Here is a 25,423-nt window from a genome sequence, read left to right on the forward strand (position 1 = left end):
TCCGGACCACCTGACAAGATGGGCCCGTGTCGTCCCCCGAGCCGCCCGAGCCGCCCGAGCAGCCGGCGCAGCCGCACGTCGTCGTCGGGTGGCGTGAGTGGGTGGCGCTGCCGCAGGCCGGCCTGCCGTGGGTGAAGGCCAAGATCGACACCGGGGCCCGGTCGTCCTCCATCCACGCCTTCGACCTCGAGTCGTTCGACCGCGACGGCGAGGAGTGGGTGCGCTTCTCGATCCACCCCTGGCAGCGCTCCGACGAGGACCACGTCGAGCTCGCCCTGCCCGTGCTCGACCGCCGGGAGGTGCGCTCGAGCAACGGCCAGGCGGAGGAGCGGTACGCCGTCGCGCTGGACGTGACGCTCGCCGGGCGCACCGTCACCACCGAGATGACGTTGAGCAACCGGGACGAGATGGGCTTCCGGATGCTGATCGGGCGCGAGGCGCTCGAGCGCGGGTTCCTCGTCGACGCGTCGCGCTCCTACGCCGGCGGCCGGCCGCGCCGGTCCGTGCGGCGGAAGAACTGGGGGAAGTAGTGGCGCGCGAGTCGTTCGCCATCGGGGGCGTGAGGATCCGCTCCGGGACCGCGCGCGCCCTGGAGCTGCCCATCACGCGGCTCGTCACCGGCGCCGACGTCACCCTGCCGGTCCGCGTGGTGCACGGACGAGAGGACGGGCCGAGCGTGTGGATCGACGCGGCGATCCACGGCGACGAGGTCGCCGGCGTCGAGGTGGTGCGGCAGGTGATGGCCGGCCTCGACCCCAAGAGCTTCCGCGGCACCCTGGTCGCGGTGCCGATCGTCAACGTGCTCGGGTTCATGACCGGCGACCGCTACCTGCCCGACCGGCGCGACCTCAACCGCTCCTTCCCCGGCTCCGCGCGGGGCTCGCTCGCGAGCCGCATCGCCCACCTGTTCATGCGCGAGATCGTGGCGGGCTGCGAGGTGGGCATCGACCTCCACACCGGCTCCGACCGGCGCAGCAACCTGCCGCAGGTCCGCGCCGACCTCGACGACCCGCGCACCCGCGAGCTCGCCGCCGCCTTCGGGGCGCCGGTCATGCTGCACGCCCGGATCCGCGACGGCTCCCTGCGCCATGCCGCCCGGGAGCAGGGCGCGAAGGTGCTGCTCTACGAGGCCGGCGAGCCGCTGCGGTTCGACGACTACGCCGTGCAGGCCGGCGTCCTCGGCGTACGCCGGGTGCTGGCCGCGCTGGGCATGACCGAGGCCGTCGACGAGCCCCCCGTCGAGCCGAGCCTGGAGTGCCGCGCCAGCGGCTGGGTGCGCGCGCGGCGCACCGGGATCCTCCACCTCGACGCTCAGCTGGGCCAGAAGGTGAGCGACGGGGAGCGCCTGGGCACGCTGTTCGACTCCTTCGGCAAGACGCTGCGGGCGGTCTACGCCAACCGCGACGGCATCGTGATCGGCCGCACCGAGGCGCCGCTCGTGAACTCCGGCGACGCCGTGGTGCACATCGCCGAGTGAGCGGCCCGGCGCGTTTGGTTGAGTGCGCGACATGGTCTTCGACGCTCCTGCCTTCGACGTGGCGGCCTTCCGCGCCGGGTTCCCGTCCCTCGACTCGGGCATCGCCCACTTCGACAACCCGGGCGGCACCCAGACACCACGCGTGGTCGGCGACGCGATCGCCCGGACCCTGACCGGGCCGCTCTCGCAGCGCGGCGCCGCGACGCTGAGCCAGCGCAACGCCGAGGACGCCGTCGCCGGGTTCCGCTCGGCGGTCGCCGACCTCGTCGGCGGCGACCCACGCGGTGTCGTGCACGGTCGGAGCGCCACCGCGCTGACGTACGACGTCTCCCGCACGCTCGCGGCGACGTGGGCCGCCGGCGACGAGGTGGTCGTCAGCGAGCTGGACCACGACGCCAACGTGCGGCCGTGGGTCCAGGCGGCCGAGCGCGTCGGGGCGAGCGTCCGGTGGCTCCGGCTCGACCCCGCGACCGGCGAGCTCGACCTCTCCTCCCTCGACGTCATCGGCGAACGCACCCGGCTGGTCGCCCTGACGGCTGCCTCCAACCTGCTCGGCACGCGGCCGCCGGTGGCGACCGTCGCCGCCCGGGCGCACGAGGTGGGCGCGCTGGTCCACGTCGACGCGGTGCACCACGCCGCGCACGCGGCTCCGGACGTCGCCGCGATGGGGGCCGACCTGCTGGTCTGCTCGCCCTACAAGTTCTTCGGTCCCCACTGCGGCGCCCTCGTCGCCGACCCCGCGCTCCTCGAGACGCTGCGGCCGGACAAGCTGGTGCCGTCGAGCGACGCAGTCCCCGAACGGTTCGAGCTCGGGACGCTGCCCTACGAGCTGCTCGCCGGGACGACCGCCGCGGTCGACCTCATCGCCTCTCTCGGCTCCGGTGCCTCCCGACGGGAGCGGCTGGTCTCCGCAGCAGGCCTGATCGCGGCGCACGAGCTGCGGCTGCGGGAGCGGATCGAGGAGGCGCTGGGCTCGCTCGGCGACCACCTGACCCTCCACTCGCGGGCGGCCGACCGGACGTCCACGCTGTTCCTCACCTTCCACGAGCGCCGGCCCGTGGACGCGTACGAGCACCTCGCGAAGCGCGACGTCCTCGTGCCCGCTGGCACGTTCTACGCCCACGAGACGTTCCGGGCGCTGCGGCTGCCGGTCGACGCCGGCCTGCGGATCGGGCTGGCGGCCTACAACGACGACAGCGACGTCGACCGGCTGCTCGACGGGCTGACCGACTTCCTCGGGGCCTGAGGCGGCGGGGTCCGGCTCAGCCGCGCCGCCACCCGTACGTCCGGGTGCGGGCGCCCGCGCGGAACCCGATCCGGCGGTGGAGCCGCCCCGGCGCGGGGTAGCCGTCGTCCCCGCGCGGGCCGGTCACGACGTGGTCCAGGCCGGGGTCGTAGGGCGCGAGCGTCATGAGCCCGCTCATACCCCGCGGCGGTGACCCGGGACGTGGCCGACCAGGCGGCACGGTGGACCGCCGCCCGGCGCTCGTGCTCGACGTCGAGCCGCACGAGGGTCATGACCGCACTGTGGCACCGCGCGGGGGGACGCGCGCGGGCTCCGCGCGCCGTCAGCCGTCGTGGACCTGCTCGGCCACCTCCTCCGAGGCGAGGCCCTGCTCGTGGGCGCGCGAGTCCACGCCGTCGGCGTCGACCATGTCGCCGACGGTCGCGTTGCCCGTGGGCTCGGCGTCGAGGGCGGCCTGGCGCTCCTCGTCGCTGACCCGCTCGCCGGCGGTCGGGAACGCCGACTCCTCGGGGTGCGGGGCGTAGGGGTCGGGCTCGGTGCGGTCGTCGCTGGTCATGGTCCGACCGTACGCCGCCGGCGCTCCTCCACAATGGACGGGTGGACGGCGAGGCTCACTGGGTGCTCCACGTCGACATGGACCAGTTCCTCGTCGCCGTGGAGCTGCTGCGCCGTCCCGAGCTCGTCGGCCTTCCGGTCGTGGTCGGCGGCCGCGGCGACCCGACCGAGCGCGCGGTGGTGTCGACGGCGTCCTACGAGGCCCGCGCGCGCGGCGTGCGCAGCGGCCTCGCGCTCAAGCTCGCGAAGCGGCGCTGCCCCGACGCGGTCTTCCTCCCGGTGGACTTCCCGGTCTACGAGGAGGCCTCTGCGCGCGTGATGGAGACGCTGCGGTCCCTCCCCGGCGCGGTGGTCGAGGTGCTCGGGTGGGACGAGGCGTTCGTCGGCATCGAGACCGACGACCCGCTCACCACGGCCCGGGCGATCCAGGCGGCGGTGCTCGAGGCGACCGGGCTGCACTGCTCGGTCGGCATCGGCGACACGCTGGTGCGCGCCAAGATCGCCACCGACTTCGGCAAGCCGCAGGGCACCTTCCTGCTCACCCGCGACAACTGGATGGAGGTCATGGGCGACCGGCCGACGACCGCGCTGTGGGGGGTCGGCACCCGGATCGGGGCCCGCCTGCAGTCGATCGGGATACGCACGGTCGCCGACCTGGCCCGCGCCGACGAGGCCGCCCTCGTCGCGGAGTTCGGGCCGTCCAACGGACCGCACCTCGGCCGGCTCGGTCGCGGCGGCGGACGCGCGAAGCCCGACGACACGCCGTGGGTCGCGCGCGCCCACGGCCGCGAGACGACCTACCAGGCCGACCTCACCACGCCCGTGGAGGTCCGCGAGGCGCTGCGTGAGCTCGCCGAGCGGGTCGTCGACGACGTCCGCGCCGAGGAGCGCCCGGTGCAGCGGGTGCACCTCAAGGTCCGCTTCGTCCCCTTCTTCACCGTCACCCGCATCCGCAAGCTGCCCGAGCCCACGTACGACGTCGAGGTGATCGCCCGGACGGCCTTCGAGCTGTTCCTCGCCCTCGACGACGTCCGCCCGGTGCGGCTGCTCGGCGTGCGCGGTGAGATGGTGCCGCCCGACGGCGGCTACTGACGGCTACCGCCAGCAGCGACAGACCGGCCGCCGAGGCGCGCCGCGCTGGCGTCCGGGGGTCGGTGGCCGTGAGCCGGTCACGACCGGAGCCGCGGCGCCGCCGCGGGTGCGGCGCGCCGCCGCGCTACTCGGTCGCGATGGCGTCGAGCACCTTCATCCGCGAGGCGCGGACGGCCGGGACGATCGCCGCGAGCACGCCGAACACCACGGCGACGACCAGGAACACCACGAGGGAGCCGAACGGGATCGCCAGCACCGTGAGGTCCTCCGCGAGCGACTGGCGCAGCGCGACGCCGACCAGCAGTCCGACGACCAGCCCCAGCACGGCGCCGAGCACCGCGATGGCGATCGACTCCAGCGTGATCATCCGGCGCAGCCGGCGACGCGACAGTCCGACCGCGCGGAGCAGGCCCACCTCGCGCGTGCGCTCGATGACGCTCAGACCGAGCGTGTTGACGATGCCGATGACCGCGATGATCACGGCCAGCGCGAGGAGCCCGTAGATCATGAACAGCAGCTGGTTGACCTGCTGCTTGATGAGCTCGGCGAAGCCCTCCTTGTCCTGCACCGTGACGATCGGGGTGTCCGCGACGACCTCGTCGAGGGCCTCGTGCACCTCGTCGACGTCCGCGGACTCGGTGACGTTGACGCTGAGCATGCTGTCGGTGCGGCGCAGTCCGGCCTCCTCCAGGACGCTGATGGGAAGCGTGACGCCGTTGGTGATCGGCGTGTCCTCGAAGATCCCGACGACCTCGAGGTCGACGACCTCGCCCCCGGGGAGCGCGACCGGCACCTCGGAGCCCACCTCGGCGTCGAGCTCGGCGGCGCTGCTGGCGCTGAGGATCGTCTGCTCACCCGACATCTGCTGGGTCCCGCGGCGCATCTCGAGCTCGTAGATCTCCGCGAAGGCCTCGTCGACCCCCATCACGAAGCCCTGGTCCTGCTTCACCATCGCCACCGAGCCCTGCATCCGCGAGACGGTCTCGACGCCGTCGACCGCCGCGATCTCGTCGCCGATGGTCGTCGAGAACCCCTGGAAGGTCGGCGACTGCACCAGGAAGTCGCTGCGGAACTCCTTGTCGACGAGCTCGTCGTTGGTGGCGCTCAGCGAGGACGCCAGCACGCCGACGGCGGACACCACGGCGAGGCCGATCATCAGCGCGGAGGCGGTCGCGCCCGTACGACGGGGGTTGCGCAGCGCGTTCTCCCCGGCGAGCTTGCCGGTGGTGCCGAACACGCGACCGAACACCGTCCGGCAGGCCAGCAGCACCGGGTGCCCCAGCACGGGGGCGAGCACCGCGACAGTGATCACCCAGATCACCGCGCCGGCGCCGATCCAGGCGGCGTCGGCACCCGGCGCACCCAGCAGGCCGGCGCCGATGAGGGCGGCACCCACGAGGAGCGCGAGGCTGCCCAGCACGATCCGTCGGCGGCCGAGCGCCTTCTCCTGCACGGTCAGGTCGTCGCGCAGGGCGGCCACCGGCGGGACCTTCGCCGCGCGGCGCGCGGGCACGAAGGCCGCCACCATGGTCACCCCGATCCCCACCGCGAAGGCGGCCACGACGGTCGAGGTCGTGAGCACCAGGACGTCGCCGGCGATGTCGAGGCCCTGGGCGCGGAAGATCGCGGCGAGGCCGCGCGAGAGGCCGAGACCGAGCAGCAGCCCGAGGGCGGAGCCCAGCAGGGCCATCAGGAACGCCTCGACGAGCACCGACCGCGTCACCTGGCGCCGGCTGGCGCCGAGGGCGCGCAGGAGGGCGGACTCGCGGACCCGCTGCGAGACCAGGATGGAGAAGGTGTTGAAGATGATGAAGGCACCGACGACGATCGCGATTACCGCGAAGGCGATGAGGAAGTAGCCGATGAGGTCGAGCAGCTGGCCGATCTGCTCGTCGGACTCGTCGATGACCTGCTGCCCCGTGACCGCGGTGAAGCCGTCGGGCAGGACCGTCCTCGCCGCGTCGGCGAGCTCGGTCTGCGAGACGCCGTCGGCGGCGGTCAGGGTGACCGTCGTGTAGGCGTCCGCGCCGTCGAGGAAGGCCTCCTGCGCCTGGCTCGTCTCCAGCAGCGCGAGGGTGGCGCCGGCGGTGCCGCCGCCGTTGAAGTTCGACGTGCCGACCAGCTCGAAGGTGCGGCGCTGCTCACCGGTCGGCATCAGGAGGGTGACCTCGTCGCCGATCTCGTACCCCCCGCGCTCGGCGGAGGACACGTCGAGGTTGATCTCGCCGGGCCGCTCCGGCCAGGCCCCCTCCTCCAGGATCAGCACCGGCTCGCCCTGGACGTTGACGCTGTCGTAGTAGTTGAAGACCAGGGTCGGCGCACCCGTGCCGCCGACCAGCTTGCCGTCCTCGTCGAGGAGGTTGGCCCCGACGCCGTCGACGGAGCCGTCGGCCGCGGCGACCTCGGGCAGCGCCCGGAGCCGCTCGACGACCTCCGGCTCGACGAGGTTGGTGGTGCCGGCACCGGAGGCCTGGAAGGACACCTCGCCCTCGGTGCGCACGACCGCGTCGGAGGTGGAGCCCTCGATGATGTTGTCGAACGTCGCACCCAGGCCGTGGCTGAACGTGAGCACGCCGGCCAGGAACCCGATGCCCAGCACGATGGCCAGGGTGCTCATCACCAGCCGGACCTTGCGTGCGACCAGGTTGCGCCACGTGAGGCGGAGCACCGGCTCAGCCCGCCTTGCGCGCGGAGGCGTCGTGCAGGCGCCCCATGCGCTCGAGGATCGCGTCGCGGTCGGGGTCGCGCAGCTCGTCGACGATGCGGCCGTCGGCGAGGAAGAGCACGCGGTCGGTGTACGACGCCGCCACCGGGTCGTGGGTCACCATCACGACCGTCTGGCCGAACTCGTCGACGCTGCGGCGCAGGAAGCCGAGCACCTCCGCCGAGCTGGTCGAGTCGAGGTTGCCGGTCGGCTCGTCGGCGAAGACGATCGACGGCCGGCTGACCAGCGCGCGGGCGCAGGCCACCCGCTGCTGCTGGCCGCCCGACATCTCGCTGGGCCGGTGGCCCAGGCGCGGCCGGAGCCCGACCGCGTCGATGACCGCGTCGAACCACTCCTGGTCGGCCTTCCTCCCGGCCAGGTCGAGGGGCAGCAGGATGTTCTCCCGAGCGGTCAGGGTGGGCACGAGGTTGAAGGCCTGGAAGACGAACCCGATCCGGTCGCGGCGCAGGGTCGTCAGCGCCTTGTCCTTCAGGCTGCCGAGCGAGGTGCCCGCGACGACCGCCTCGCCCGAGGTCGGCGTGTCCAGCGCCGCCAGGCAGTGCATCAACGTCGACTTGCCGGAGCCCGACGGACCCATGATCGCGGTGAACTCGCCGCTCATCAGGTCGACCGTCACCCCGTCCAGCGCCCGTACCTCCGCCTCCTGCGCCCCGTAGGTCTTCACCAGGTCCCGAGCGCTCGCCGCGACGCCGCGCGTCGCCTCCCCCGTCGCGTGTCCAGTCATGCGGCAAGTCTGGCAGCGGGCTCCGACGCCCTGCCATGGGATAAGACCCGCAGGCGACCCTGACATCTGTCAGGGACGCACCGGGCGCGCACCGGGCGCGCACCGGGGGCGCCCGTCGACGTACCGGGGGCGGACCGCCGGTCGGGGCAGGGCCGGCGAGGCCCTAGGTTGTCGGGCGTGGGAGACGTCGCGGCCGGGCTGCTGACCGGGCTGTCCCTCATCGTGGCGATCGGGGCGCAGAACGCCTTCGTGCTGCGCCAGGGCCTGCGCCGCAGCCACGTCGGCCTGGTCGTCGCGGTCTGCGCGGTCTCCGACCTCGTGCTCATCCTGGCCGGCGTCACCGGCATCGGCGTGGTGGTGGACCGCGCGCCGTGGGCCGTCGAGGTCGTGCGCTGGCTCGGCGTCGCGTTCCTCACCGTCTACGGCGTCGGCTCGCTGCTGCGCGCCCGCCGGCCGCAGGTGCTCGCCGTCGGCGAGGGCGCCGTCGAGTCGCGGCGCGGCGTGCTCGCCCGGGCGGTCGCCCTGACCTGGCTCAACCCGCACGTCTACCTCGACACCGTGCTGCTGCTGGGCTCGATCGCGGGCACGCACGGGGACCCCGGTCGCTGGTGGTTCGCGGTGGGCGCGGGCGTGGCGAGCATCCTCTGGTTCGCGGGGCTCGGGTACGGCGCGCGCCTGGCCGCACCGCGGCTCGCGAGCCCCCGAGCGTGGCAGGTGCTCGACGTGCTGATCGGCCTCGTGATGCTGGCGATCGCCGTACGCCTCGCGCTCGGCTGACCGCTCCCCTCCCCCCGGCCCCCGCGGGGGTAGTCCACCGGGAAACGGTCGTCGGGGGCGCGTCGCGGCAGCCGTTCTCCGGTGGACTACCGCAGCTAGCGGCGGCAGGCCCCTCGGCCCACAGGCGGTAGGCCCCCTCGGCCACAGGCGGTAGTCCACCGGGAAACGGTCGTCGGGGGCGCGTCGCGGCAGCCGTTGCCCGGTGGACTACCGCACCTGGCGACGGCTGGCGGCGGTGGGCCAGCGATGGGCGGCGGCCCGTCAGTCGGCGTCGGGGGCGGACGCGGCGTCGCGGGCGACGGCCTCCTCGTGGCGCCGGTGCAGCCGCTCGCGGATCTCCGCCGCGTCGTAGTGGCGGCGTACGCGCTCGTCGCGGGCGACGGCCGCGCCCGTGGCCACCCCGGCGAGGATCCCGGCGAGGCCGAGCCACTTCCATCCCTGCACGGGCCGAGCCTAGACGCGTCGTGCGGCAGACTGCCACGCATGGCAACGCCCCTGACCCTCGACGAGGCGGTCGACCTCACCCGCAGCGGCGACATCTGGTTGTTCCGGGGCCGCCGGGCGCCGGACCGCGCGATCCGGGCCGTCACGAACTCGCCGGTCAACCACGTCGGCATGGCCGTCGTCGTCGACGACCTGCCGCCCCTGATCTTCCACGCCGAGCTGGGCAAGAAGCAGGTGGACATGTGGACCGGGGCCAACCACCGCGGCGTGCAGCTGCACGACCTGCGCGAGGCGGTCGCGCGGTGGCAGGGGGAGTACGCCCAGGACGCGTGGTTCCGCCAGCTCGAGCCCGAGATCGGGCGGGACGAGGAGGACGGCATGCTGCGGGCCATCGCCCGGCTCGACGGCGTGTCGTTCCCGAGCCTTACCCGGCTCGGCGCGCGCTGGCTGCGCGGCCGGGACGCCTACGTGCCGCGGCGCAAGCGCGGCCACCGGGTCACGCCCGAGGCGGCGTTCTGCGCGGAGATCGTCGCGACCTGCTACATCGAGATGGGCATCCTGCGCGACGACCGGCGGGCCACCTGGTACGACCCCGGCACGTTCTGGAGCGGCGACTACCTGCCGATCTCCTCCGGCTGGAGCCTCGGCACGGAGGTCGCGGTCAGCCGCTGACGGCCCGGGCCAACCGGTCCGCGACCACCCGCACGGCGGCACGCAGCTCGTCGCCGCCCACCACCGTGAACGGGATCGGCACGTGCGCCAGCCACTCGCCGGCGTACGCCTCGGGGTTGCTGGTGCTGCCCACGAGCTCGCAGCGGCCGTCGGACAGCTCGCGCAGGTCGCCGAGCGTGGGGCGCACCCACGGCCGGACCTCCGCGAGGGGCGCGTCGAAGACCACGTGGGTGTCGTGCTCCCAGCCCTTGCCGAGGTTCGCCTCGAGCGCGGCCGCCGGGTCGAGGTCGGCCGGCACCTCGAAGACCCCGTCGAGCCGGGTGACCTCGGTGATGCGGTCGATCCGGAAGGTGCGCAGCGCGTCGGCGTGGTGCGAGTGGCACAGCAGGTACCACCGGCCGTAGCGCACCACGACCGACCACGGGTCGACCTCGAAGGTGCGCGCGTTGCCGGCCGCCGTGCGGTAGCCGACCCGCACCCGGCGCTGCGCCGCGACGGCGGCGACGAGCTCGCTGGTCACCTCAGGGTCGGGCCGGGCCGGGTGCCGCTGCGGCACCGCCCGGGCCGTCTCCCGCAGCGCGACCGCCTGCCGCGCGACGTTCGTCGGCAGCACCCGCAGGATCTTGCCGAGCGCCGAGCCGACCGGGTCCTCGGGGTCGGCCACCGCGTGCTGGGAGTCCAGCGCCGCCATCACCAGGCCGAGCGCCTCGGTCGCGGAGAAGACGAGCGGCGGCAGCCGCAAGCCGCGTCCGAGCGTGTAGCCGCCGTACGGACCGCGCGTGGACTCCACCGGGATGTCGGCCTCCCGCAGGATCGCCACGTAGCGGCGAGCCGCCCGCTCGGTCACCCCGAGGCGCTGGGCCAGCTCCGCGGCTGTGGTGCCGGGACGGCCCTGGAGCACGTCGAGGGCACGCAACGCCCTGGCTGTGGGGCTGGTCGGGCTCATGCACAGATCCTGCCACCGGTTCCGGACGCGGACCGTCCGGAATGCTCCCTAAGGTCGGTGTCGGGATCGGTGCTGCCGACCCCGCCATCCCATCACCACCGAAGGAGAACCCATGGACATCGTGCTCGTCGCCGGACTCTGGCTCGACGGATCGGCGTGGGACGCCGTGCTGCCCGAGCTCGAGCGGCTCGGCCACCGCGGCATCCCCCTGACGCTGCCCGGCCAGGGCGACGGCGCGACCTCGTCGACGTACGACGACCAGGCGGCGGCCGTGGCCGCGGCGGTCGACGCCGCCGACGGGTCGCCGCTCGTCGTGGGTCACTCCGCCGCGTGCACCCTCGCCTGGGTGGCGGCCGACCGGCGCCCGGAAGCCGTCACCGGCGCGGTGCTCATCGGCGGCTTCCCGGCCACCGAGGGCAGCACGTACGCCGACTTCTTCGAGCCGGCCGGCGAGAGCGTCCCCTTCCCCGGCTGGGAGCCGTTCGCCGGGCCCGACTCCGACGACATGTCACCCGAGCTCAAGGCCGAGGTCGCCGCCGGCGCCCATCCGGTCCCGGTCGGCGTCACCAAGGGCGTCGTGCACTGGACCGACGAGCGCCGCCACGGCGTGCCGCTCACGCTGGTCTGCCCGGAGTTCAGCCCGGCCCAGGCGCAGGAGTGGATCGCGTCCGGTGACGTGCCCGAGCTCGCCGCCGCGACCGCCCTGGAGCTCGTCGACATCGACTCGGGCCACTGGCCGATGTACACCCAGCCGGCCGCCCTCGCGTCACTGCTGGACGAGGCGACACGCCGCTGAGCCGCTGCTCAGTCGAGCAGCTCCTCGGGACCGGCCGCCATCGTCGGCATGTCGGCCGGCGCCCGGTCCGCGGGTCGGACCGCCTCGAGCGGCGTCGGCGGCGTCATAGGGGTGATCGGCAGGACGACGTACCCGCTCGGGACCCCGGCGGCCAGGTCGACGTCGAGGTCGACCAGCTCGGCCGGCGCCACGCCCAGCATCACCGCGACCGTGAGGGCGTTGTCGGGCCGGTCGGCGGGGTCCTTCTGCAGCAGCGCCGCCACGACCTCTCGCAGGTCCTCGGGCACGTCGTCGCCCAGCGGCGGCGGCGGCTCGTTGACGTGGCACATCGCCGTCGCGATCGGGGTGCCGCGGTCGAAGGGGCGCTGCCCGGTGAGCATCTCGTGCCCGACGACGCCGAGGGCGTAGAGGTCGCTGGCCCCCGTGGCGCGCTCGCCGACGGCCTGCTCGGGGCTGATGTAGTTGGGGGTGCCGAGCATCTCGCCCACCCGCGTGTGGCCGATGGCGTCGATCGCCCGGGCGATGCCGAAGTCGGTCAGCTTCACCAGTCCGTCCTCGCGCACCAGGATGTTCGCCGGCTTCACGTCGCGGTGGACCACTCCCGCCTCGTGGGCGGTGCCCAGCGCGAGGGCCGCCTGGCCGAGGATCGAGCGCACGGTGTCGGGCGGCATGGCCCCGTGCTCGCGGATCAGCGCGGAGAGCGGCAGGCCCGGCACGAGCTCCATCACCAGGTAGGAGAGGTGGTCGTCCTCGCCGTAGTCGAACACGGTGGTGATGTTGGCGTGCAGCAGCGCGGCCGAGTGGAGCGCCTCGTCGCGGAAGCGCTGGGCGAAGATCTCCTCGTTGTCCGGGTCGGGGCGCATCACCTTCACCGCGACGTCGCGCTGGAGCACGTCGTCGAGGGCACGCCACACGTCGGCCATGCCGCCGGACGCGATGCGCTCCTGCAGCACGTAGCGGTCCCCGAGACGGAGTCCTTCCACGAGCCTGTGCATCGGGCTGTGCCCCACTTCCCTCGGAATCGGTGCAGATGACCGCACCAGCCGGTGATGCTACGCCGCCTCCTCGCCATCCCGCTCGTCGTACCCCCCTGCGGGTGACCGCTTGACAACGTACAACCACTCGGTTGTATGTTTGTCCTGTGAACGAGACGGACGAGGACCGGGCCGATGCCTGGTTCCACGCGCTCGCCGACCGGACCCGGCGCGACATCCTGCGTCGCGTGCTGGCCGGGGAGCACTCCGTCTCCACCTTGGCGCGGAGCTACGACATGAGCTTCGCCGCCGTCCAGAAGCACGTCGCCGTGCTGGAGCGGGCGGGCCTGCTGACCAAGCGTCGCCAGGGACGCGAGGCCCTGGCGAGCGGCGACGTGGAGGCGGTGCGGTCGGTGGGCGCCATGCTCACCGAGCTCGAGGCGCTCTGGCGCGGCCGCATCGCGCGGATGGACGAGCTCTTCGCCACGGACCCCGACCCCCAGCAGTAGCACCCACTCACCGGAGGATCACCGCCATGCCCGTCACCGACGTCCAGCACGACCTCGACGCCCTCACCCTGACCATCACCGCCGACTTCGCCGCGCCGGTCGAGCGGGTCTGGCAGGTGTACGCCGACCCGCGCCAGCTCGAGCGCGTCTGGGGCCCGCCCGGGTGGCCGGCCACCTTCGTCGACCACGACCTGTCGGAGGGCGGCCGGATGACCTACTACATGACCGGTCCCGAGGGGGAGAAGTACTACTCCTACTGGAACGTCGTCGAGGTCCACGAGCCGCACCGCTTCGACTTCAAGGACGGCTTCGCCCTCGACGAGACCTTCGCGCCCAACACCGAGATGCCCGAGTCGTTCAACACCTACAACTTCTCCGGCACCGCCGACGGCACCCGCGCGACGTTCATCGCGACCTACGGCTCGGCCGAGGCGCTGCAGCAGGTGCTCGACATGGGTGCCGTCGAGGGCTCGACGCAGGCCATCAACCAGATCGACGACCTCCTCGCCTCCTGACCACGCTCGTCCCCCACCTCTCCAGACCCCGACCCGGAAGGCTGCACCCATGCGACCCATCGTCGTGACCGAGTTCATCACCCTCGACGGCATCGTCGACTCCCCCGGCGGCGGGGACCACCCCCACGCCGGCTGGACGTTCAAGGACGTCCCCTTCGAGGAGGCGGCGTACGAGATCAAGGGCCGCGAGACCGACCAGGCCAGCGCGCTGCTGCTGGGCCGCCGCTCCTACGACGAGTTCGCGCCCGTGTGGCCCTCGATGGAGGAGTTCACGACCTACAACGCCATGCCGAAGTACGTCGTCTCCACGACGCTCGCCGGCGACACCGCTCCCTGGGGCGACGGCGAGGTCGCGGTGCTGCGCTCGATCGACGACGTCGCCGCCCTGCGGGAGACCGACGGCGGCGAGATCCACGTCCACGGCAGCGCCACGCTCGCGCAGGGCCTCGCCCGCGCCGGGCTCGTCGACCGCTACCACCTCCTGGTCTTCCCGCTCCTGCTCGGCGGCGGCAAGAAGCTCTTCGGGGAGGGCGACAAGACGTCGCTGCGGCTCACCGAGCACGTGGCGTACGCCAACGGCATCACCCTCCAGGTCTACGAGGTCGCCCGATGAGGTCCCGCTGAGGATCCGCTGAGGTCCCACGCCGACGAGGTCCCGCGCCGACGAAGCCCCGGGTAACGCCACGAAACGTGCACTACCGCCTCCACCGGTGGGGGCGGGAGTGCACGTTTCGTGGCGTTACCCGGGCGGCGGGTGGGACGGCGGGGCGCGGCGGGTGGGACGGCGGGACGCGGGCGCGTCCGGGACCGGCGGGACCGGCGGAGCGGCGAGCTGCGTTCTGCCAGACTCGGCGGGTGGAGCTCGCCCTACTGCTGGTCTCGATGGCGGCCGTCGTCCTGGCGGCCACCGCGGTCAGCGACCGCCTGCACGTCCCGGCGCCGCTCCTCCTGGTCGCGGTCGGCGCCGCGGTGGCGTACGTCCCGGGCGTGCCGACCATCCACCTCGAGGCCGAGGTCGTCCTGCTCGGCCTGCTGCCGCCCCTGCTGTACGCCGCTGCGATCCAGACCTCGCTCGTCGACTTCAACGCCAACCGCGGGACCATCCTGCGCCTGTCCGTCCTCCTCGTGGTCGTCACCGCGCTCGCGGTCGCGGTGGTCGTCCACTGGCTGGTGCCGAGCCTGGGCTGGGCCGCGGCCATCGCGATCGGCGCGGTCGTCGCGCCGCCGGACGCCGTCGCCGCCACCGCGGTGGCGCGACGGATCGGGCTGCCCCGCCGGGTCGTGACCATCCTCGAGGGCGAGTCGCTGCTCAACGACGCCACCGCGCTCGTCGCCCTGCGCACCGCGATCGCCGCGCTGTCGGGCGGTGTGGCGCTCGCCGAGGTGGGCATCGACTTCCTCCGCGCGGCTGGCGGCGGGCTCGTCATCGGCGTCGCCTGCTTCCTGCTCGTCGCGTGGCTCCGCAAGCGCGTCACCGACCCCCTGATGGACACCGCCATCTCCTTCCTGACGCCGTTCGCGGCGTTCGTCGCCGCGGAGGAGGTCCACGCCTCGGGGGTGATCTCGGTCGTCGTGGCGGGCCTGCTGCTCGGGCACAAGGCGCCGATCATCCAGACGGCCCAGTCACGCATCACCGAGCGGATCACCTGGCGCACCGTCGCGTTCGTCCTCGAGAACGCCGTCTTCCTCCTCATCGGCCTGCAGCTCGACTGGATCCTCGAGGACGTCAGCGAGTCGACCCTCCCCGCCGGACGGATCATCCTGCTGTGCCTGGCCACCCTCGCCACGGTCGTCGTCGTCCGGGTCGTCTACATGCAGCTCACCTGGTACCTCCGGCGCTCCAACCCGATCCCGGCCAGCTGGACCTTCCTCCTCGGCTGGGCCGGGATGCGCGGCGTCGTCACCCTGGCCGCCGCCTTCGTCATCCCCGAGGACGCCCCGCACCGCGAGGTGCTGCTGCTCGTGGCGTTCAGCGTCGTGGCGGGGACGCTGTTCCTCCAGGGGCTCACGCTGCCGCTCCTCACCCGCATGCTCCACGTCCCGCCCCCCGACCCGGCGGAGGACGCGCTGTCGCGCGCCGCCCTGCTCCAGCAGGCCGCGGACGCGGGCATGAAGAAGCTCGAGGAGCTGGAGTACGACGACCACCACGGCGTCGTCGACCAGATCCGGGCCCGCGTCGACCAGCGCACGTTCGCCGCCTGGGAGCAGCTCGCGACCGCGGACGGCGAGGAGACCCCGTCCGAGCTCTACGCGCGCATCCGCGGCGAGATGATCGACGCCGAGCGGGCCAAGGTGCTGCTGGTGCGCAGCCGGGGCAAGGTGCCCTCCGACGTCGTCAGCCAGGTCCTCGGGATGCTCGACATCGAGGAGTCGATGCTCGACGCCGGGGCCCAGGCGCGCGAGGGCGTCCGGTCCGGGTCGCTCGCCTTCACGGCCGGGCGCTCCTGCGACGACCTCGCCGCGTTCCCCGCGACCGACACGGTGGCCGACCCCGCGTGCGCGACCTGCCTGGCCGACGGCACGAGGTGGGTCTCCCTGCGCCAGTGCCTGGAGTGCGGCCACGTCGGCTGCTGCGACTCCTCGGTCGGCAAGCACGCCACGGCGCACTTCCACGAGACGCTGCACCCCGTCATGCAGTCGGCGCAGCCCGACGAGTCGTGGCGCTGGTGCTACGTGCACAACCTCACCGGCTGAGCCGCACTAGGCTCCTCGGCATGGGCACCCCTGCCATCGTCATCGCCACCGCGAACCACGCGACCGAGCTGGGCGAGGCCTTCGCCCGCTACGAGCGTGAGTACGACGTCCGCCTCGCCGGCGACGAGATCGCCGCCAAGGCCACCGCCAAGGAGCTGATCGGCTCGGGCCACCAGGTCGCGCTCTTCGTCGTCGACAGCGACCAGGACCAGGACGCGCTCTACCACCTGATCGGCGGCACCCGGCAGGCCGTGCCGACCGCGCGACGGCTGATCGTGACGCACGTGAGCCGGTTCCGCGACGACAACCAGACCTTCCGTCACGCCGTCGCGGCCGGGAAGGTCGACGCCCTCCTGCTGATGCCGCAGGGTCCGCGCGACGAGGAGTTCCACCTCGCGGTCGGCGAGCTGCTCAACGAGTGGAACGCCACCGTCGCCGCGCCCGTCGTCGAGAACGTCCGCATCATCACCCCGGAGAAGGACACGCTCGCCCGCGAGCTGCTCGACTACCTCGCCCGCGTCGGCATGCCCGCCGGCGTGCACCACCCCGACAGCGAGGTCGGGCGCGCGGTGATGGAGCAGTGCCCCGAGGAGCACGGCCGCTGGCCGGTCGTCTCCTCCCTCGCCGGCTGGTGCGGCCACTGCCCCGACGTGCGCGCGCTGGCCAACCAGCTCTACGGCCGGCCCGACGACATCGACGTCGACGAGGTGGTCGACCTCGTCGTCGTCGGGGCGGGCCCCGCGGGGCTCGCCGCCAGCGTGTACGCCTCGAGCGAGGGCCTCACGACGGTCTGCCTGGAGGCCGAGGCCATCGGCGGGCAGGCCGGCACCAGCTCGATGATCCGCAACTACCTCGGCTTCCCGCGCGGCATCTCCGGGATGCGGCTGGCCCAGCGCGCCCGCGGGCAGGCGCTGCGCTTCGGCACCCGCTTCTTCACCGGCTGGCCGGCCACCGGCATCTCACCGTGCGAGGACGGCGGCCACCACGTCGTGCACACCGACGGCGGCGACGTGCACACCCGGTCCGTGCTCGTCTCGACCGGCGTCGACTACCGCCGCCTCGGCGTGGAGTCGCTCGAGGAGCTCGTCGGCCGCGGCGTCTACTACGGCGCCGCGATGGCCGCGGCGCGCGAGCTCGCCGGCGACCACGTCGTCATCGTCGGCGGCGGCAACTCCGCCGGGCAGGCGGCGATCCACGCCGCCCGCTTCGCGCAGTCCGTGACGATCGTGGTGCGCCGCCCGGACCTCACGGCCACCATGTCGTCGTACCTCATCGACGAGATCGAGTGGAACCCGCGCATCGAGGTCCGCGGCTGCACCCGCGTCGTCGACGGCGGCCCGGACGACGTCGGGCACCTGGCGTGGTTGACGGTGGAGGACGTCGGGTCGGGCGAGCAGGAGCGCGTCGAGGCCCGCGGCCTGTTCCTCCTGCTCGGCGCCGCCCCCGAGTGCGGCTGGCTGCCCGACGCGGTGCTGCGCGACGAGCGCGGCTTCGTGCTCACCGGTCGCGACATCCCGCCCGAGCGGTGGGCCGGGGACGTGCCGCCGGAGGACCTCGCCACGACGGTCCCGGGCATCTTCGCCGGCGGCGACATCCGCTCCGGCTCGATGAAGCGGGTCGCCTCGGCGACCGGCGAGGGCGCCTCCGTGGTGTCGTCGGTGCACGCCTTCCTGGGCCGCTGACCCGGAGCGCGCGCCTACCCCAAGGTGGGTGGTACGACGCTGCGCCGGGGACGCACAGTGGGGCGAGGCGGCAACCCGGCCGTGAGGATCGAGGGAGGTCCCCGTGGGACGACTGATCGGCATCCTTCTCGTGATCTGGCTCCTCATCGGGGCGTTCGCCGCCTACCAGCGCGGCTACTTCGACGACACGCGGACGAACTGCTCCGAGGCCAGCGACATCGCGCTCAACGTCGTCGCCGGACCGCTCAACTACGCCGGCCTGAACCCGAAGGTGTCGTGCGCCGACGTGGACGTCGACACCCCCGAGCCCAGCCAGTAGTCACCACCGCACCCGGCGCCGCGTCAGCAGGGGCCACCACGCGGGCGCCGGCTAGGCTCGAGCGGTGCCCGACCTGACCAGCGTCCCCACCGCTCCCCTGCTCGCCGGCGGCCTCGTCGGCGGGTTCACCCTCGCCCAGCGGACCGGCGTACGCCCCCTCGGCGGCGCCGCGATGCTCGCCGCGAACGCCGCCGCCGCCCGGCAGTGGTACGCCGTGGGCGGCGCGCCCCTGGCGGCCGGCCTCAGCGCGGCGTACTGGTCCGCGATGGGGGTCTCGCACCCGCTCGCCAGGAGGGTCGGCACCTGGCCGTCCGTCCTCGGCGTGGCAGCGGCCGCCTCGGGCGCGGCGTGGCTGCTCTCGGACCGTCGCCGCGCTCGCTGAGGACGCAGCTCACTCCTCGGGCAGGTCGGCGAAGGCCTGCCTCATGTCGCGGTACCACCCGAGCGACTTCTTCGGGTGCCGCCACCGCTTCTTCATCTCCCCCCGCGCCGGCTGGTGGGCGACGTCCCCGTCCTTCTCGGCCTGCTTGAGGTGCTGGTCCTGGGCGTTGATCACGTCGTCGTGCGTCTCGCCGCGGTGCGCGAGGTCGCAAAGCCGCCGAGCTGGCGGCAGGTCATGGTCTTCATCGCTGGCCTCCGTGGTGGGTGTGGTCGTGGTCGTTGCTGCTCTGCTGGTCCGACGGTCGGGCGGGGACCGATGTGACGGGGCGTCACCTCCGGGCGGCGCCGTCGCGACGCACCACCCGGGCGAGCACCGACGGGTCCGCACGGAAGGTGATGCGCCGGACGTGACCGTCGCGGACCTCGAAGTCGAAGACGACGGCGGCCGCGCCGCGGTGGAACCAGGCGGACCCCGGGCGGTCGCCGACGAAGACGGCCAGGGCGGCCTGCGCGCTGCCGTTGAAGAACGCGGCCACCTCGTCGCGGCCCTCGATGGCCGCCGGCGTCCCGACGAGGATCGCCGCCTCGTCGGCACCGACGACCGCGTCGGGCGCCAGGAGCTCGAGCAGCCGCTCGAGGTCGCCGCCCCGGGCGGCGGACATGAAGGCGTCGACGACCTCCCAGTCCGCCAGCGCGTCGTCCGTGGCCGGCTGCGCCACCTTCGCCCGAGCCCGGGACGCGAGCTTCCGCGCGGCCGCGGGCGTGGTGTCGAGGACCGCGGCGATGGTGGCGAACTCGAACCCGAAGCTGTCGTGGAGGACGAACGCCACCCGCTCGCGCGGCGAGAGCCGGTCGATCACGGCCTGGAGCGCCACGCCCACCATGTCGGCCAGGGCGACGTCGTCGGCCGGGTCGCTGGCCGGCCTCGCCCAGGCCCCGCCGGCGTCGAGCTCGAGGTCCTCCACCGGCACGGGCGTGCGGGCGCGCAGGCGGTCCAGGCACAGCCGGGTGGTGACCGTGGTCAACCAGGCGGGCAGGTTCTCGATGTCGGTGCCGTCGCCGGACACCGCGCGGTCGAGCCGCAGCCACGCCTGCTGGACCACGTCCTCCGCCTCCGCGTGGTCGTCGAGCACCCGGCCCGCGAGGCGGAGCAGGCGCGGCCGCTCGGCCTCGAAGATCTCCGTCTGGTCCATGGCTCCCACCCTCTGTCGTCGGCATCATCGACCATCCGACGCGCGCGGCGGCGCGAGTGTGACACGCGCGCGGCGACCGGGCGTCCCGCACACTGGTGGACATGGCAGCCCAGCACCGACGTGCCGCCGGCCCGATCGCGACCGTCACCGCTGCCCTCGTGCTGCTCGCCGGGTGCTCCGCGGCGTCGGGGCCCGGGTCCTCGGAGTCCTCCGGGTCCGGATCGTCGGAGTCGGCGCCCTCGGACCCGGCCGCGAGCGACCCCACCGACCAGCCGGCCGACGAGCCGACCGACCAGCCCACCGAGGAGCCGACCGAGGAGCCGACCGAGGAGCCCGAGCCGGCGCACCCGATCTCCGTCGCCGCCCTCGCCCGGGCCGACCTCACCGGGGGCGGTCTGCGGCTCGGCTCCGTGCGCGAGCGCACCGCGGCGTACACGTCGTACGACGTCACCTTCGCCTCCACCACGATGGGAGCCGGGACCGAGCCCCTGCGGATCAGCGGGGTGCTCAACGTGCCGGCGGGCCGCGGCCCCTTCCCCGCGGTGGTGCTCGCGCACGGCTACATCGACCCGGCGTACTACGTCCGCGGGCAGGGCATGACCCGCGAGCGCGGCTTCCTCGCCCAGCGGGGCTACGTCGCGCTGCACGTGGACTACCGCAACCACGCCGAGTCCACCGACGACCCCCGCGTCGAGCAGGCCGTCCGGCTCGGCTACGCCGCCGACACGATCGCCGCCCTGCACGCCCTGCGGAGGTCCCGGGACGTCCGCGTCGACCCCGAGCGGATCGCGCTGTTCGGACGTTCGATGGGTGGCGGGGTGATGATGAAGGCGCTGGCCGCGAAGCCCGGCCTCTTCGCCGCCGGCGTCGGCTGGGCGTCGGTCTCCAGCCTCGAGGCCGAGAACTTCCGCCAGTTCCAGCGGCCGGACGCGCCGCTCGCCCAGCTCGAGGCGGGGTTCCGCGGCCGGCACGGCCTGCCGGGCGAGGACCCGGCGTTCTGGCGCGGCGTCTCCCCGCGACCCCTCTTCGGTGCGATCACCGAGCCGGTGCTGATGGTGCACGGCCGCTTCGACGACACCTGCCCGCCGGCGTGGGCCCGCGCGACCCATCGAGCCATGACGCGGGCCGGCGTCGACGCGACGCTCGAGTGGTACGACGACGGGCACGCGTTCGGACCGGCCTTCGTCGCGGCGATGGACCGGACCGTGCGGTTCCTCGACGCGCGGATGCCGGCCTGACGCCGCCCGGTCGACGGGAGGTCGCGGCTCAGTCGGTGGCGCCGCTCGTCTCGAGCTGCTGCGGCGGCGCCGCGGCGTACGCCGAGGAGAGCCGCCGGTAGGGAGCCGAGGCCAGCGCCAGCAGCACCGTCACGAACATGATCGCCCCGGCCGCGAGGAAGACGAGCGCGATGCCGCGCGCGTCGCCGCCGCCGAGCAGCCAGCGCCACGTGTCGCGGCCCTCCGCGGACTCCATGTAGGGGATGAGCGCGAACTCCGCGACCGGACCGATGAGGAACGCCGACAGCGGGCTCGCCGCCAGCTCGACGCTCTGCGCGAAGCCGAACACCCGGCCCTGCGTGCGGTAGGGCACGACCCGCTGCAGGATCGTCTGCTCCGCCGACTCGGCCATGGGGATGATCGCCATGAAGACGAAGATCCCCAGGACGTAGAGCCAGGCCCACTCCCGGAGCGTGAAGGTCATGCCCAGCACGGCGATGCCGAGGTCGACGAGCAGCAGGGTGCGCACCGGGTCGGAGCCCAGGCCGAGCTTGGCGACCAGGCCGCCGCCGACCACGAAGCCGAGGCCGGTGACACCCAGCACGATCCCCCACGCCTCGACGCTGAAGAGCGTCAGGCCGTAGGGGTCCATCAGGGCGATGTAGACGCCGTTGACGAGGTTGTTGAACGTCGTGAAGAGGATCAGCGCGACGAGGCCCGGGACGGCGGTGATGGCGCTGATCGCGCCCCGGACGTCGATGCGGGGCCCGCCCTCCTCGGGGTCCGGGTCGAGCTCGGGGATGGTGACCGGCACGAGGTGCAGCAGGGCGACGCCGGTGAGGACGATCGCGATCGCGAGGGTCCACCCCATGCCGAGGAGGCCGACGCTCAGTCCGCTGAAGACGCTGGTGATCATGAACGAGACGCCCTGGACGGTGCCGACCAGGCCGTTGGCCTTGTCGCGTCCGTCCTCGGGGACGAGCAGGGTCACGGTCGTGGACAGCGCGATGTTGCGCAGGCTCTCGACCACGCCGCCGACGAGGATGACGCCGGTGAACAGCCAGAACCAGGCGCTCCCCCAGTCGGCCAGCCGCTCCTCGCCCAGCAGCAGCCACAGGCCGCCGGACGCCGCGTAGGCCAGGAGCGTGACGGTCGAGGAGGCGACCATGACCTGCTTCTTGCGGTGCCGGTCGACGAGGGTGCCGAAGAAGGTGCCGAGGACTGCGGTGAACAGCATGTAGCCGCCGCCGATGATCGCGGTGGCCATGACCGAGCGGGTCTCGAGGTAGGCCCAGAAGGTCAGGGCGAACCACAGGTAGCTCGAGGTCACGTTGGCGACGAGGGTGTTGGCGAGGACCTTCCGGAACGCGCGGAGCGTCCCCTCCCCCCGGGTCACGCCCGGTGGGAGGTGCGCCTCGACGTGCGGCGCCGAGGGGTCCGCCGGCACGGGGTCCGTCTCGTCGATGGGCACGTCCGGCACCCTAGGCGGCACCACCGACAGCGCGCCTCCGAGTTTCCGGGCCGTCGCGCTGGTGCGGGCGCTGCCTGTCCGGGCACTGGGTCGTCCGCGACCGCGTTGTGCGCGGTCGTACGGTCGCACCGTGAGGACCCGCGTGCACGCGATCCACGTCGCGCCCGGACGGCGGGTGCCAACGAAGGCGGTCGCGCAGGTCGAGGCCGAGGCGGGCGCGGGGCTCGTCGGCGACCGCTACCACGGGACCAGGCACCGCCACGTGACGGTGCAGGCGCTCGACGACCTCGCGGCGGCGGCCGAGGTCCTCGGTCGCCCGGTCGATCCCGGCCTGACCCGCCGCAACGTCACCGTCGAGCACGGGCCGCTCCCGACCCGCCCCGGCGAGCGGCTGCGCATCGCGGACGTCGAGCTCGAGGTCGTCCGGATCGCCGCCCCGTGCCGCCTCCTCGACGACTGGCTGGGGGCGGGCGCGATGCGAGCGATGCGGTCGCCGCGCGGCGGGACCGTGTTCCGCCTGCTGTCGTCGGGCACGATCCGCCTCGGCGACGAGGTGGTCGGCGGCGACGACCTCGACGGCGCCCCGGCCGGGGACGCCATGGGAATCGACGGCCCTGGGCGGAGATCGCCATGACGTCCCGCGGTGGGCGCACGGCGGCGGTCCCGGCCGGGACGCGCGACGGCCCGGACCCCAGCGGGGTCCGGGCCGTCGTGGTCGTACGAGCCGTCAGCGCAGGTCGAACCGGTCGTTGTCCATGACCTTGACCCAGGCGGCGACGAAGTCGCGCACGAACTTCTCGCGGGCGTCGTCGCTGGCGTAGACCTCGGCCAGTGCGCGGAGCTGCGAGTTGGACCCGAAGATGAGGTCGACCGCGGTGGCGGTCCACTTCAGGTCGCCCGTCGCGGCGTCGCGGATGTCGTAGACGTTCTCCTCCGACTCCGAGGCCTTCCACTGCGCGCCGGGGGCGAGCAGGTTGACGAAGAAGTCGTTCGTGAGCACGCCGGGCCGGTCGGTGAGCACGCCGTGCTGCACGCCGCCGACGTTGCCGCCCAGTGCCCGCATGCCGCCGACCAGGACGGTCATCTCCGGGGCCGTCAGGTCGAGCATGTAGGCCCGCTCGACGAGCAGCTTCTCCGGCTGCAGCTTCTCACCGGCACGCAGGTAGTTGCGGAAGCCGTCGGCGCGCGGCTCGAGCACCCGGAAGGAGTCGACGTCGGTCTGCTCCTGCGAGGCGTCGGTGCGACCGGGGTGGAACGGCACGGTGACCTCGACGCCGGCGTCGCGGGCGGCCTTCTCGACCGCGGCCGATCCGGCGAGGACGATCACGTCCGCGAGCGACACCTGGGCACCGCCGCGGCCGTTGAACTCCGCGCGCACGCCCTCGAGGACCTCGAGGACGCGCTCGAGCTGCTCGGGCTGGTTGACCGTCCAGCTGCGCTGCGGCTCCAGGCGGATGCGGGCACCGTTGGCGCCACCACGCTTGTCGGTGGAGCGGAAGGACGCCGCGGACGCCCACGCGGTCGAGACCAGCTCGGCGACGGTCAGGCCCGAGTCGAGGACGGCGGCCTTGAGCGCGGCGACGTGGGCGTCACCGACGAGCTCGCCCTCGTGCGCCGGCACCGGGTCCTGCCAGAGCTGGGTCTCGGGCACCCACGGGCCGAGGTAGCGCGTGACGGGACCCATGTCGCGGTGCAGCAGCTTGTACCAGGCCTTCGCGAACGCCCGGGCGAACTCGTTGGGGTTCTCGAGGAAGCGGCGCGAGATCTTCTCGTACTCCGGGTCGAAGCGCAGGGCCAGGTCGCTGGTGAGCATCGTGGGCTTGCGCTTCGGCGAGTCCGGGGTCGGGCCCGGGACGATGTCGTCGGCGTCCTTCGCGACCCACTGCCAGGCGCCGGCCGGGCTCTTCACGAGCTCCCACTCGTACTGGAAGAGGAACTTGAAGTAGTCGTTGCTCCACCGGGTCGGGGTCGAGGTCCAGGTGACCTCGAGGCCGGAGGTGATGGCGTCCTTGCCCTTGCCGGAGCCGAACGAGCTCCGCCAGCCGAGGCCCTGCTCCTCCAGGGGAGCGGCCTCCGGCTCCGGGCCGACGAGGTCGGCGTCGCCGGCACCGTGGGTCTTGCCGAAGGTGTGGCCGCCGGCGATGAGGGCGACGGTCTCCTCGTCGTTCATGGCCATGCGGGCGAACGTCGTGCGGATGTCGCGGGCCGAGGCCAGCGGGTCCGGGTTGCCGTTGGGGCCCTCGGGGTTGACGTAGATCAGGCCCATCTGGACCGCGCCGAGGGTCTCCTCGAGCTCGCGCTCGCCGGAGTACCGCTCGTCGCCCAGCCAGGTGTCCTCGGGACCCCAGATGATCTCCTCCGGCTCCCAGATGTCCTCGCGGCCGAAGCCGAAGCCGAAGGTCTGGAACCCCATGTCCTCCATGGCCACCGTGCCGGCGTACACCAGCAGGTCGGCCCACGAGATCTTCCGGCCGTGCTTCTGCTTGACCGGCCACAGCAGGCGACGGGCCTTGTCGAGGTTGGCGTTGTCGGGCCAGCTGTTGAGCGGGGCGAAGCGCTGCGAGCCCTCGCCGGCGCCGCCGCGGCCGTCGAAGATGCGGTAGGTGCCGGCCGCGTGCCAGCTCATCCGGATGAAGAGCCCGCCGTAGTGGCCGAAGTCGGCGGGCCACCAGTCCTGGGAGGTGTTGAGCACCTGGACGATGTCGCGACGCAGCTCGGCGAGGTCGAGCTTCTCGAACTCCTCCGAGTAGGAGTAGTCGGGGCCGAGCGGGTTGCTCTTCGAGGAGTGGGCGTGCAGCGGCGTCAGGTCGAGGGTGTTGGGCCACCAGTCCTGGTTGGTGCGGGGGCGGCGGTTCGTCGCCGGCGTGGGCGAGTCGATCGCCGGGTTCTCGCTCTCGCTGCCCTGGGCGGCGGCGGAGTCGTGCATCACCGGGCACCCGGCCTCGGCCTTGCGGTCCACCCCCTGCGGGCTCTCGGTCACGTTGTCCTGGCTGTCGGTCATGGCGTTCCTTCCG

Annotated in this window: 27 protein-coding genes; 16 read left to right on the top strand and 11 right to left on the bottom strand. The window is 73.5% G+C overall.

Annotation, left to right across the window (positions count from 1 at the left end; translation table 11 throughout):
• The first annotated feature begins 26 nt into the window (after positions 1-26).
• The 3 genes from J3P38_RS07935 to J3P38_RS07945 are packed head-to-tail and all read left to right on the top strand — an operon-like array spanning position 27 to position 2,723.
• On the top strand, positions 27-530 hold the full coding sequence (locus J3P38_RS07935; protein ID WP_210503206.1) for an ATP-dependent zinc protease family protein: 504 nt from the start codon (positions 27-29) through the stop codon (positions 528-530).
• 29 nt (positions 531-559) lie between these two features.
• Positions 560-1,477 carry a succinylglutamate desuccinylase/aspartoacylase family protein gene (locus tag J3P38_RS07940; RefSeq protein WP_210503207.1) on the top strand — a complete coding sequence of 306 codons (918 nt, stop codon included), beginning with the start codon at positions 560-562 and terminating at the stop codon, positions 1,475-1,477.
• 31 nt (positions 1,478-1,508) lie between these two features.
• Positions 1,509-2,723: a cysteine desulfurase-like protein gene (locus tag J3P38_RS07945; protein ID WP_210503208.1), complete on the top strand. Its 1,215-nt coding sequence runs from the start codon at positions 1,509-1,511 to the stop codon at positions 2,721-2,723.
• Positions 2,724-2,739: 16 nt separating this feature from the next.
• Here J3P38_RS07945 and J3P38_RS07950 read toward each other — a convergent pair whose 3' ends face one another.
• Complete coding sequence (locus J3P38_RS07950; protein WP_210503209.1) at positions 2,740-2,889, bottom strand: hypothetical protein; 150 nt, start codon at positions 2,887-2,889, stop codon at positions 2,740-2,742.
• A gap of 156 nt (positions 2,890-3,045) precedes the next feature.
• Positions 3,046-3,279 carry a hypothetical protein gene (locus J3P38_RS07955; RefSeq protein ID WP_210439284.1) on the bottom strand — a complete coding sequence of 78 codons (234 nt, stop codon included), beginning with the start codon at positions 3,277-3,279 and terminating at the stop codon, positions 3,046-3,048.
• A gap of 41 nt (positions 3,280-3,320) precedes the next feature.
• On the opposite strand from J3P38_RS07955, the gene J3P38_RS07960 reads away from it, so the two are divergent.
• Positions 3,321-4,370: a DNA polymerase IV gene (locus J3P38_RS07960; RefSeq protein ID WP_307807796.1), complete on the top strand. Its 1,050-nt coding sequence runs from the start codon at positions 3,321-3,323 to the stop codon at positions 4,368-4,370.
• A 124-nt stretch (positions 4,371-4,494) separates the two neighbouring features.
• On the opposite strand, the gene J3P38_RS07965 is transcribed toward J3P38_RS07960, so the two are convergent.
• Both J3P38_RS07965 and J3P38_RS07970 read right to left on the bottom strand, forming a co-directional pair.
• Entirely contained in the window at positions 4,495-7,038 is a 2,544-nt protein-coding gene (locus tag J3P38_RS07965; RefSeq protein WP_210503210.1) for an ABC transporter permease, read from the bottom strand.
• 4 nt (positions 7,039-7,042) lie between these two features.
• Positions 7,043-7,819: an ABC transporter ATP-binding protein gene (locus J3P38_RS07970; protein WP_210503211.1), complete on the bottom strand. Its 777-nt coding sequence runs from the start codon at positions 7,817-7,819 to the stop codon at positions 7,043-7,045.
• 177 nt (positions 7,820-7,996) lie between these two features.
• On the opposite strand from J3P38_RS07970, the gene J3P38_RS07975 reads away from it, so the two are divergent.
• Complete coding sequence (locus tag J3P38_RS07975; RefSeq protein WP_307807797.1) at positions 7,997-8,596, top strand: LysE/ArgO family amino acid transporter; 600 nt, start codon at positions 7,997-7,999, stop codon at positions 8,594-8,596.
• Between the two features lie 261 nt (positions 8,597-8,857).
• On the opposite strand, the gene J3P38_RS07980 is transcribed toward J3P38_RS07975, so the two are convergent.
• Positions 8,858-9,040: a hypothetical protein gene (locus tag J3P38_RS07980; protein WP_210439287.1), complete on the bottom strand. Its 183-nt coding sequence runs from the start codon at positions 9,038-9,040 to the stop codon at positions 8,858-8,860.
• Between the two features lie 39 nt (positions 9,041-9,079).
• On the opposite strand from J3P38_RS07980, the gene J3P38_RS07985 reads away from it, so the two are divergent.
• A complete protein-coding gene (locus J3P38_RS07985) occupies positions 9,080-9,712 on the top strand; it encodes a hypothetical protein (protein WP_210439288.1) in 633 nt (210 codons plus the stop codon).
• On the opposite strand, the gene J3P38_RS07990 is transcribed toward J3P38_RS07985, so the two are convergent.
• Positions 9,702-10,658 (bottom strand): helix-turn-helix transcriptional regulator, encoded by a 957-nt coding sequence (locus J3P38_RS07990; RefSeq protein WP_210439289.1) that lies wholly within the window; start codon positions 10,656-10,658, stop codon positions 9,702-9,704. The genes J3P38_RS07985 and J3P38_RS07990 overlap by 11 nt on opposite strands.
• 112 nt (positions 10,659-10,770) lie before the next feature.
• Here J3P38_RS07990 and J3P38_RS07995 point away from each other — a divergent pair, with 112 nt between their 5' ends.
• Positions 10,771-11,454, top strand: a complete 684-nt coding sequence (locus J3P38_RS07995) for an alpha/beta fold hydrolase (protein WP_210439290.1) — start codon at positions 10,771-10,773, stop codon at positions 11,452-11,454.
• A gap of 8 nt (positions 11,455-11,462) precedes the next feature.
• Here J3P38_RS07995 and J3P38_RS08000 read toward each other — a convergent pair whose 3' ends face one another.
• Positions 11,463-12,437 carry a serine/threonine-protein kinase gene (locus J3P38_RS08000; RefSeq protein ID WP_210439291.1) on the bottom strand — a complete coding sequence of 325 codons (975 nt, stop codon included), beginning with the start codon at positions 12,435-12,437 and terminating at the stop codon, positions 11,463-11,465.
• Between the two features lie 158 nt (positions 12,438-12,595).
• On the opposite strand from J3P38_RS08000, the gene J3P38_RS08005 reads away from it, so the two are divergent.
• The 7 genes from J3P38_RS08005 (at position 12,596) to J3P38_RS08035 (ending at position 18,529) form a co-directional block, all read left to right on the top strand.
• Positions 12,596-12,937 carry an ArsR/SmtB family transcription factor gene (locus tag J3P38_RS08005; RefSeq protein WP_210439292.1) on the top strand — a complete coding sequence of 114 codons (342 nt, stop codon included), beginning with the start codon at positions 12,596-12,598 and terminating at the stop codon, positions 12,935-12,937.
• Positions 12,938-12,963: 26 nt separating this feature from the next.
• Entirely contained in the window at positions 12,964-13,452 is a 489-nt protein-coding gene (locus J3P38_RS08010) for an SRPBCC family protein (protein ID WP_210439293.1), read from the top strand.
• Between the two features lie 49 nt (positions 13,453-13,501).
• On the top strand, positions 13,502-14,065 hold the full coding sequence (locus J3P38_RS08015; protein WP_210503212.1) for a dihydrofolate reductase family protein: 564 nt from the start codon (positions 13,502-13,504) through the stop codon (positions 14,063-14,065).
• A 242-nt stretch (positions 14,066-14,307) separates the two neighbouring features.
• Positions 14,308-16,146 (top strand): Na+/H+ antiporter, encoded by a 1,839-nt coding sequence (locus J3P38_RS08020; protein ID WP_307807798.1) that lies wholly within the window; start codon positions 14,308-14,310, stop codon positions 16,144-16,146.
• A gap of 20 nt (positions 16,147-16,166) precedes the next feature.
• Positions 16,167-17,828, top strand: a complete 1,662-nt coding sequence (locus tag J3P38_RS08025; RefSeq protein WP_210503213.1) for an FAD-dependent oxidoreductase — start codon at positions 16,167-16,169, stop codon at positions 17,826-17,828.
• Between the two features lie 103 nt (positions 17,829-17,931).
• A complete protein-coding gene (locus J3P38_RS08030) occupies positions 17,932-18,147 on the top strand; it encodes a hypothetical protein (protein WP_210503214.1) in 216 nt (71 codons plus the stop codon).
• 64 nt (positions 18,148-18,211) lie between these two features.
• Entirely contained in the window at positions 18,212-18,529 is a 318-nt protein-coding gene (locus J3P38_RS08035; RefSeq protein WP_210503215.1) for a hypothetical protein, read from the top strand.
• Positions 18,530-18,538: 9 nt separating this feature from the next.
• Here the strand turns inward: J3P38_RS08035 and J3P38_RS08040 are convergent, their stop codons facing one another.
• Positions 18,539-18,703, bottom strand: coding sequence for a hypothetical protein (locus tag J3P38_RS08040; protein WP_246855645.1), 165 nt, complete (start codon positions 18,701-18,703; stop codon positions 18,539-18,541).
• Positions 18,704-18,857: 154 nt separating this feature from the next.
• Complete coding sequence (locus J3P38_RS08045) at positions 18,858-19,721, bottom strand: sigma-70 family RNA polymerase sigma factor (RefSeq protein WP_210503216.1); 864 nt, start codon at positions 19,719-19,721, stop codon at positions 18,858-18,860.
• 101 nt (positions 19,722-19,822) lie between these two features.
• Here J3P38_RS08045 and J3P38_RS08050 point away from each other — a divergent pair, with 101 nt between their 5' ends.
• The gene (locus tag J3P38_RS08050; RefSeq protein ID WP_246855646.1) at positions 19,823-20,959 is read left to right on the top strand and encodes an alpha/beta hydrolase family protein; all 1,137 of its coding nucleotides are present in this window, start codon (positions 19,823-19,825) and stop codon (positions 20,957-20,959) included.
• Positions 20,960-20,987: 28 nt separating this feature from the next.
• On the opposite strand, the gene J3P38_RS08055 is transcribed toward J3P38_RS08050, so the two are convergent.
• On the bottom strand, positions 20,988-22,409 hold the full coding sequence (locus J3P38_RS08055) for an MFS transporter (protein WP_307807799.1): 1,422 nt from the start codon (positions 22,407-22,409) through the stop codon (positions 20,988-20,990).
• A 130-nt stretch (positions 22,410-22,539) separates the two neighbouring features.
• Here J3P38_RS08055 and J3P38_RS08060 point away from each other — a divergent pair, with 130 nt between their 5' ends.
• Entirely contained in the window at positions 22,540-23,043 is a 504-nt protein-coding gene (locus J3P38_RS08060; RefSeq protein ID WP_210503217.1) for an MOSC domain-containing protein, read from the top strand.
• A 93-nt stretch (positions 23,044-23,136) separates the two neighbouring features.
• On the opposite strand, the gene katG is transcribed toward J3P38_RS08060, so the two are convergent.
• Complete coding sequence (katG, locus tag J3P38_RS08065) at positions 23,137-25,410, bottom strand: catalase/peroxidase HPI (RefSeq protein ID WP_210503218.1); 2,274 nt, start codon at positions 25,408-25,410, stop codon at positions 23,137-23,139.
• Between the last annotated feature and the right edge of the window lie 13 nt (positions 25,411-25,423).

It is taken from the genome of Nocardioides xinjiangensis (assembly GCF_017916455.1).
In the GTDB taxonomy this organism is placed as follows: domain Bacteria; phylum Actinomycetota; class Actinomycetes; order Propionibacteriales; family Nocardioidaceae; genus Nocardioides; species Nocardioides xinjiangensis.

Excerpts from the sequence above, each read along its gene's own strand:
- J3P38_RS07945 (WP_210503208.1), top strand. The coding sequence starts at position 1,509 with ATGGTCTTCGACGCTCCTGCCTTCGACGTGGCGGCCTTCCGCGCCGGG.
- J3P38_RS07950 (WP_210503209.1), bottom strand. The coding sequence starts at position 2,889 with ATGACGCTCGCGCCCTACGACCCCGGCCTGGACCACGTCGTGACCGGC.
- J3P38_RS07955 (WP_210439284.1), bottom strand. The coding sequence starts at position 3,279 with ATGACCAGCGACGACCGCACCGAGCCCGACCCCTACGCCCCGCACCCC.
- J3P38_RS07970 (WP_210503211.1), bottom strand. The coding sequence starts at position 7,819 with ATGACTGGACACGCGACGGGGGAGGCGACGCGCGGCGTCGCGGCGAGC.
- J3P38_RS07985 (WP_210439288.1), top strand. The coding sequence starts at position 9,080 with ATGGCAACGCCCCTGACCCTCGACGAGGCGGTCGACCTCACCCGCAGC.
- J3P38_RS07990 (WP_210439289.1), bottom strand. The coding sequence starts at position 10,658 with ATGAGCCCGACCAGCCCCACAGCCAGGGCGTTGCGTGCCCTCGACGTG.
- J3P38_RS07995 (WP_210439290.1), top strand. The coding sequence starts at position 10,771 with ATGGACATCGTGCTCGTCGCCGGACTCTGGCTCGACGGATCGGCGTGG.
- J3P38_RS08010 (WP_210439293.1), top strand. The coding sequence starts at position 12,964 with ATGCCCGTCACCGACGTCCAGCACGACCTCGACGCCCTCACCCTGACC.
- J3P38_RS08015 (WP_210503212.1), top strand. The coding sequence starts at position 13,502 with ATGCGACCCATCGTCGTGACCGAGTTCATCACCCTCGACGGCATCGTC.
- J3P38_RS08025 (WP_210503213.1), top strand. The coding sequence starts at position 16,167 with ATGGGCACCCCTGCCATCGTCATCGCCACCGCGAACCACGCGACCGAG.
- J3P38_RS08045 (WP_210503216.1), bottom strand. The coding sequence starts at position 19,721 with ATGGACCAGACGGAGATCTTCGAGGCCGAGCGGCCGCGCCTGCTCCGC.
- J3P38_RS08050 (WP_246855646.1), top strand. The coding sequence starts at position 19,823 with ATGGCAGCCCAGCACCGACGTGCCGCCGGCCCGATCGCGACCGTCACC.
- katG (WP_210503218.1), bottom strand. The coding sequence starts at position 25,410 with ATGACCGACAGCCAGGACAACGTGACCGAGAGCCCGCAGGGGGTGGAC.